The organism is Mycobacteroides sp. H003 (genome assembly GCF_001440135.1).
Lineage (GTDB): Bacteria > Actinomycetota > Actinomycetes > Mycobacteriales > Mycobacteriaceae > Mycobacterium > Mycobacterium gwanakae.
In genome coordinates this window covers 183182-190201 of the sequence record NZ_LJYL01000015.1, presented here as the reverse complement: position 1 = coordinate 190201, position 7020 = coordinate 183182, and the positions used below count along the sequence as shown (strand labels likewise).

The window sequence follows — 7020 nt, the reverse complement described above, 5'->3', positions numbered from 1 at the left end:
CCGCCAGTGCCCGCCGACACATCCATCGGATGCGTGCCCAAGGACAGGTCGTGTTGGCATTTGACGAGGATGACGCCGCCGTTGCCGCCGGGGCCGGCGAAGTTTCCGTCCCCGCCGCGACCCCCGGTGCCGCCATTGCCGCCCGTTCTGCCGAACTCGCAGTCATCTCCGTCGCCGCCTTTGCCTCCGGTGCCACCGGTCCCGCCGACTCCACCCTGACCGCCATTGCCGCCGCGGCCACCCTTGGCTTGAAGTGACACACCGTCCATGAAGGTCTCTACTTCGAAGTCGATGACGCCGCCGTGCCCGCCCGGGCCGCCCGGACCGCCGGCCCCACCGTTGCCTCCGGTTCCTCCGGTCCCGCCTCGAGTGGCGCAGTCGTCGTCAATCCAATTGCAGTTCGCCATGGTCCCCGCCGCGCCGGTAGGACCCTGGGTGCCCTGCGCACCCGTCGCTCCGGCGTCGCCGTTCGGGCCATTGCTGATGATGTTCGCCATGGTGGTTACTCCTTGTGATGTCAGATCGCTGCTTATGCCAGGTTGCCGCGGACGGATGTCGCGCGAATCTTGATGTAACTGGAGGTGATAACGAGCCTTCCGCCGGTATGAATGCGGATGTCGTTGGCCCACAGGCTCTTCGCTTTCGACCCCAAGGTCAGCGTCGCGTTCCTGCCGATCTCGATATCTTTGAACAGCACGAGAACCAGCGGTATTCGGGTGACATGTGCGGCGTACCGCTGGGTGAACGAATGGGTGATCTTCACCTCGAGGCTGTCGGCCTCCACTGGCACTCCAAGTGCATCACTCACTGCGCGTGACAAATTCGTGTGCAGGGCCGGGCGGATCTCGCGGTAGAGCTGGCTGAGTCGCGCCGGGTAGCTCACTCGCCCCTCGCTCTTGCTCGCACACGGTGTGCAGCACGAGTCCTGGACGTCGGGGTGTTCGGCGACACTCTCAGCCATGCGACGGGCGATCTCACGTACCGCGAGATCATCCTCCGCTATGGCCTGGCGTGCAACGCTTTCCTCGAGGCGTTCGGGGACCAGGCGCAGGGTCTGAAGATCGTCGAATCCGGCGATGTCCAGGCGATGCGTCACCTCCGCCCATTCGCGATCGCTGGGATCGACGATCACCGACTTCTCTTCTGGCACAGATAGACTGCGCCGCTCGGCCTTTAAGAACCGTGCTACGGAATCACTGGTCACAATCGCTCCTTTGGGCGTTCGGTATGGAACGTGAATGCCCACGGAACGTATTGCGCGTACGGCCGGGTCTGCGTGAGTAATCGACTACTCGAATTCGGTACCTGGTGCGCTGCCCATGAGAGGGTGGAGGAAGACTAGCGGGCGGACAAGCGCTCTCGGCGCAGCCGCGCTACCTCGTCCAGGTCCAGCGGGGTCAGTTGCGGCACATTCATGGCGCGCGCAAGTAACAGGTCCGCCAGCTCGGGATTGCGGGCCAGACACGGACCGTGCATGTAGGTGGCGATCACGCTGCCCTGCACCACACCGTCGGCACCGTCGCCGGCGCGATTCCCGGCGCCTCGGCCCACCTTCGACAGCGGGGCCGCTGCGGGTCCCAAAACTGTTCCACCGCGGTGATTCTCGAATCCTGTCAGGGTGTCTTCGAGCTCGTCCATGATGGGTACGCCGGCCAATTCGCCGATGGTGCGCTTGTCCTGCGGGCTGGTGGTGACGTCGAGCAGGCCGACGCCTTCGACGCGCTCACCGGATGACGTTTCGTACCAATGGCCGAGCACCTGAATGGCCGCGCAGATCGCCAGCACCGGTGCACCGCGCTCGGCGGCGCGTTGCAGGCCCGGGTGCGCGATGAGGTGACGGGTGGCGAGCCGTTGTGCGTAGTCTTCGGCCCCGCCCAGCGTGTACACGTCCAGGGAGTCGGGAACGGGATCTGCGAGGGTGATCTCCACGATCTCGGCGTCGATTCCGCGCATCCGCAGGCGCTGCCGCAGCACCACGGCATTACCCGAATCGCCGTAGGTGCCCATGACGTCGGGGAGTACCAGGCCGATTCGAACGGTGGATTCGCTCATACCGCACCACCTTTGGCCAGCGCGCGGTTGAGGTTGAGGAACGCCGTGTAGTTGGCGATCACGTCGACCTTGCCGGACGGACAGGCTCTGATGGCCTGAACAGGGTCGTGATGCAAGGTGTGCGTGACGCTGGCATAAGTCAGCCGCACCGCGAGATCGGTGCCGCGTTCGCCCGACGCGACGACGGGCGGCACGGTGGTCTGCGGGTTATCGCACGCGAAATGTTCAAAGTTGACATCCCATAGCCAGGACAGGTCTTCGCCGTCGGGCACCTGCCCGTTGACGGCGATGACGAGTCCGTCGGCGTCGGTGTCCACCATCGACAGCGCTTCCTGCCAGCCGGCCGGATTCTTGGCCAGCAGCAGTCGGACCGTGTGATCTCCGAGATCAATGCTCCGGTAGCGGCCGGCCACCTGATCGACCGCGGATACGGCATCGACGGCAGGGCCGGGGCGGGCACCGAGCTCAACTGCCCCGGCCACCGCGAGCGTTGCGTTTCCGCGGTTGGCGGTACCGGGCAGCGTCAGCGACATCGGCAGGCTGATTCCGCTGGGCCCATAGATGCGGTCGTCGTCGAACCACCAGTCCGGGTCCGGTCGGGAGAAGTCGGTTCCGGTGCTGTGCCAATGGTTTCCGTCGCGGACGATGAGCTCGCCGCTGCGTGGACAGCTCACCGAATCACCGGCCCAGCCGCCGCCGGCGGCCACCCAGATGACATTCGGGTTGTCGTAGGCCGCCGATGTCATGAGGACGTCATCGCAGTTCGCGACGATCACCGCGTCACGGTGCCGGGACAGCCCCTTGCGCAGAGTGCGCTCGATGTTGTTGATCTCGCCGACGCGGTCAAGCTGATCGCGGCTGAGATTGAGCAGCACGATGACTGCGGGGCGGATCGCGTCGGCGACATGTGGCACATGCATCTCGTCGACCTCGAGCACCGCCAGCTCGGCCTCGCGGGTTCCGGCCAGTGCCGCCACCAGACCCGCGTCCATGTTCGAGCCCTCGGTGTTGGTGGCCACTGGCCCGGTGGTCGCGAGCGCCGCGGTCAGCATGCGGGTGGTGGTGGACTTGCCGTTGGTGCCGGTGACTATGGCCGTGCGGCGGCCGACCCCCAGTTCGGCCAGGATGCCGCCGTCGAGTTTGAGGGCAACCAGCCCGCCGATCATTGACCCCGCGCCGCGACCACTGACGCGCGAGGCCCAGCGCGCGGCGGAGCCCGCGGCGAGCGCGATTCGGCCGCGCAGCGATAGGTGCTCGATGGGCATCCGCGCAGTTTATTGGAGGCCCCTGCGAGGCGATGATGTCGCCGTCGGGGAGCGGGTGTGCACTGCCCGTGCGACCGGAGGTGATGACCGCACGGGCAGTGCAGATCCAGCCTCTAGGCGACGGCGCGCTGTAGCGACTGCTTGACGTCGTTAACCGTGGCCAGAAGCGTGGCGCTGGCCTCTGCCAGCTGCTCCTTCTGCTCGGCAGTACCGGTCAGGGCGATGACGCGCGCCAGCCCGGCAATCTCGGCCAGCCCCGAGCGGAGCTTGAGGACATTGACGAGTTTGGGGAACAACTTGGTCCGGAGTGCTTGCGCGGTCTGGCTGGTGATGCCCCGCTTCGCGAGCACCTTCCGGCCGAAGTCGGTCAGGGTGGCCACGCCGTCGTCGGTCTTCACCACGCCGCGATGAGCCAGCCGTTCGAGGACACGCTCGACCACGGGCTCGGGAAGGGTGATCTCACCCTCGGTTGCATCCGAGACACGCTGCACGATCTGCGCGGCGCTGGCGGGCCCGTCGAGCAGCAGTGAGGCGGTGACGGCGCGCTTGATGCGGAATCCGAAACCGCCGGGACCGCCGGGGCCGAACCCCGGGCCGCCAAATCCGGGTCCGCCAAAGCCGGGTCCGCCGAAGGCGGGACCGTGACCTTCGAAGCCTGCGAATGAATCAGACATCTAATTCTCCTTCTCTGAAGATCAGGCAGCTGACGTGTTGCCCGCTGAACCTGTATCAACTTCCTTGATACCTGCGCTGAATCCAACATGTCAAGGTTCTTGATATGAGTTGGCTGAGAATTTCGTAGTGAGCGGTAATCCATTGCACGGCAACAGTTTGTTCGCGCTGTCCATGTCGCGGCCTGGTCATCCTCGGTAGAAGGGCCGAGTTGCCTGGGCTTACCTTCCGAGCGTGCCCAGCCAAAGGATGCGAGTCTGCGTGCGTCCTGGAAGGTTCATGCCAGGATGCTTGCGATGACTGAATCCGATGAGGTCGAGCCACTGGGGTACCTGATGTTCCGGGCTGGTGCCGTGATGCGTCCGCAGGTCCTTGCTGCGTTGCGGCCGCTCGGGCTCGGGATGCCGGAGTTCATGTGCCTGCGGATGCTCAACGAAAGCCCCGGGCGTACCAGCGCTGAGCTGGCGCGCGAACACAACGTCTCGGCACAGGCGATGAATCAGGTTCTCAACGGATTGCAGAACGTGGCGCTGGTGTCCCGGCCGACGGTGCCGGCCTCGGGGCGAGCATTACCGGCCCGGGTCACCGCCAAGGGCAAGGCGTTACTCAAACGCGTGGAGTCGGCAATCCGGACCGCCGAGGACGAGATGTTCGGCCGCTTGAGCGCCGAGGATCGGGGCGAACTCAGACGGATACTGGGGCGACTGATCGACGCTACCGGCGAAAACGCGTGACCATCCACCCAACCAACCAGCCGGTTGAGGTACGCGGCTAGGGTAACGCGTGTGTTCCGCGCCACAGCCGAGACGACGACGCAAGACTGGTCGGCGCTGTCGTCCTGGGTAGCGCGGCAGGGACACGTCCTCGATGCCTCGGCGGCGCGACAGTTCGCGGGCGGTAAGGCCAATCTGAACTATCTGGTGGCCCTCGACGGACGGCCGGCTGTGTTTCGCCGCCCACCCGCTGGCCCGATCGCCGAGGGCGCCAACGATATGGCGCGCGAATGGCGGGTGCTCTCGAGGCTCAATGCGGGATTCGCCCTGGCTCCGCGAGGCTTGTTGTATTGCGATGATCTTGACGTGCTCGGCGCCCCCTTCCAGTTTCTGGAGTATCGCGAGGGGTTGGTAATCGGTGGAGAACTGCCGGCAGGTCTTCCGGGCGAGGCTCCGGAGCGCATCACTGCCACCTTGATCGAGGCGATGACCTCGCTGCACGCGGTGAAGCCGGAATCGGTGGGTTTGGGCGATCTCGGCAAGCCCGAGGGCTTCCTTGAACGTCAGCTCGCCGGCTGGACGCGCCGGGCACATGCGGTGTGGCCCGAGGGGTTGCCTGCCGTCGTCACGAACCTGACCTCGCGGCTGGAACAGCAGATCCCCGAGCAGTCGCGGGTCTCGCTACTGCATATGGACCTCAAACTCGACAATATGCTCGTCGACCGGGAAACGTTGTCGCCCAACGCCGTGATCGATTGGGATATGGCCACCCGGGGCTGCCCGCTCTTCGACCTGGCAATTCTGGCGTCGTACTGGATGGAGCCGGGGGACCCGACCGCGGTGCGTGCCGTCAACCAGATGCCGACCACGACAACAGGGTTCGCGAGTCGTCGGGACGTCATCGATTCCTACTTCACGGTGGCTGGAATGCGGCCGCGACCGTTGCACTGGCAGGTGGCGTGTGCGCGGCTCCGTTTGGGTGTCGCGTGGATGCAGCTATACCGCAAGTGGCAGTGCGGTGACCTCGTCGGTGTCGGATACGCGGATTTCGAAGACATCGCCATGGCTGTCCTTAGTTGGGCGGCAACACAATTCACCGAGGGAGAAATATGATCGATTTCAGCGTTCCGGAAGAGTTGGCCGCGAAGGCACAGCGGGTGCGTGAGTTCGTCACCGACATTGTGATTCCCTACGAGCGCGATCCTCGGCTGACTGCGCACGGACCCACCGATGAACTGCGAGCCGAGCTTGTCGGCAAGGCGCGAGATGCCGGGCTGCTGACCGTGCAGGCGCCGGAATCCTATGGGGGTTGGGGCCTTTCGCATATCGGTCAAGCCGTGATCTTCGAGGCGGCGGGCTGGTCCACTTTGGGCCCCATCGCGATGAACTGCGCCGCGCCCGATGAAGGCAACATGTTTCTGCTCGGCAAGATCACCAACGAGGAGCAGTCGGAGAAATTCCTGCGCCCCGTCATCGAGGGGTATCAGCGTTCGGCGTTCGCGATGACCGAACCCGATGGCGCCGGATCGGACCCGTCACAGCTCAAGACCTCTGCCACCTTCGATGGCCAGAACTTCGTCATCAACGGGCGTAAGTGGCTCATCACCGGCGCGCGCGGCGCCAAGACGTGGATCATCATGGCCAACCTGGAGGCCAACGATCATCTGCCCGAGGGGCCCACGCTGTTCTTGTGTGACGGTGACACCGAAGGCATTGTGATCGAACGGATCATGAACACGATGGACCGCAACTACGCCGAGGGGCACGCGGTGGTGCGGTTCGACAATCTGACTCTGCCGCGGGAGGCGCTGCTCGGGGAGACCGGCCAGGCCTTCCGGTACGCGCAGCTGCGGCTCGCACCGGCGCGGTTGACGCACTGTATGCGTTGGCTCGGGGCCGCCGCCCGCGCTCAGGACATCGCCGTGAACTACGCGCGCACCCGGACCTCGTTCGGTAAGACCATCGGCGAGCATCAGGGAGTCTCCTTCATGCTCGCCGACAATGAGATCGCGCTGCATCAATGTCGTCTCACCATCTGGCACGCCTGCTGGATGATGGACAACGGCGCCAAGGGGCGTCACGAGAGCTCGATGGCTAAGTCGTTCGTGTCCGAGGAGCTGTTCAAGGTCACCGACCGGTGTGTGCAGGTGCTCGGCGGTATCGGCATCAGTGACGAGACGCCGGTGGAGATGATCTTCCGCGATATGCGTGCCTTCCGTCTGTACGACGGCCCCACCGAGGTGCACAAGTACGCCATCGGCCGTCAGGTGTTGCGTACCCCGCGCGCCTAGAGCGGCTTGTCGGTCCCGCATGCCATC

Annotated in this window: 8 protein-coding genes; 3 read left to right on the top strand and 5 right to left on the bottom strand. The window is 65.0% G+C overall.

Annotated elements, in window-relative coordinates:
• The 5 genes from AOT87_RS11530 to AOT87_RS11510 all read right to left on the bottom strand — a co-directional run.
• Positions 1-497: hypothetical protein (locus AOT87_RS11530; RefSeq protein WP_057980220.1), on the bottom strand; the 497-nt coding region annotated here is incomplete at its 3' end.
• Between the two features lie 32 nt (positions 498-529).
• On the bottom strand, positions 530-1204 hold the full coding sequence (locus AOT87_RS29325; RefSeq protein WP_234795655.1) for a hypothetical protein: 675 nt from the start codon (positions 1202-1204) through the stop codon (positions 530-532).
• A gap of 134 nt (positions 1205-1338) precedes the next feature.
• Positions 1339-2052 carry a type 1 glutamine amidotransferase gene (locus AOT87_RS11520; RefSeq protein WP_030096002.1) on the bottom strand — a complete coding sequence of 238 codons (714 nt, stop codon included), beginning with the start codon at positions 2050-2052 and terminating at the stop codon, positions 1339-1341.
• Positions 2049-3317, bottom strand: coding sequence for a Mur ligase family protein (locus AOT87_RS11515; protein WP_109398747.1), 1269 nt, complete (start codon positions 3315-3317; stop codon positions 2049-2051). Before AOT87_RS11515 ends, AOT87_RS11520 begins: the two co-directional genes overlap by 4 nt.
• A 113-nt stretch (positions 3318-3430) precedes the next feature.
• Entirely contained in the window at positions 3431-3991 is a 561-nt protein-coding gene (locus tag AOT87_RS11510; RefSeq protein WP_046252244.1) for a hypothetical protein, read from the bottom strand.
• Positions 3992-4276: 285 nt separating this feature from the next.
• Between AOT87_RS11510 and AOT87_RS11505 the strand changes: the two genes are divergently transcribed.
• Genes AOT87_RS11505 through AOT87_RS11495 form a run of 3 tightly spaced genes read left to right on the top strand, consistent with a single transcriptional unit; the run spans position 4277 to position 6993 of the window.
• Entirely contained in the window at positions 4277-4723 is a 447-nt protein-coding gene (locus AOT87_RS11505; RefSeq protein WP_081343486.1) for a MarR family transcriptional regulator, read from the top strand.
• A 24-nt stretch (positions 4724-4747) separates the two neighbouring features.
• Positions 4748-5815, top strand: a complete 1068-nt coding sequence (locus AOT87_RS11500) for a phosphotransferase family protein (protein WP_057969014.1) — start codon at positions 4748-4750, stop codon at positions 5813-5815.
• The gene (locus AOT87_RS11495; protein ID WP_057969013.1) at positions 5812-6993 is read left to right on the top strand and encodes an acyl-CoA dehydrogenase; all 1182 of its coding nucleotides are present in this window, start codon (positions 5812-5814) and stop codon (positions 6991-6993) included. Before AOT87_RS11500 ends, AOT87_RS11495 begins: the two co-directional genes overlap by 4 nt.
• Positions 6994-7020 lie beyond the last annotated feature (27 nt).

Coding starts and splice junctions, on each gene's coding strand:
- AOT87_RS11520 (WP_030096002.1), bottom strand. CDS start 2,052: ATGAGCGAATCCACCGTTCGAATCGGCCTGGTACTCCCCGACGTCATG.
- AOT87_RS11510 (WP_046252244.1), bottom strand. CDS start 3,991: ATGTCTGATTCATTCGCAGGCTTCGAAGGTCACGGTCCCGCCTTCGGC.
- AOT87_RS11505 (WP_081343486.1), top strand. CDS start 4,277: ATGCTTGCGATGACTGAATCCGATGAGGTCGAGCCACTGGGGTACCTG.
- AOT87_RS11515 (WP_109398747.1), bottom strand. CDS start 3,317: ATGCCCATCGAGCACCTATCGCTGCGCGGCCGAATCGCGCTCGCCGCG.
- AOT87_RS11495 (WP_057969013.1), top strand. CDS start 5,812: ATGATCGATTTCAGCGTTCCGGAAGAGTTGGCCGCGAAGGCACAGCGG.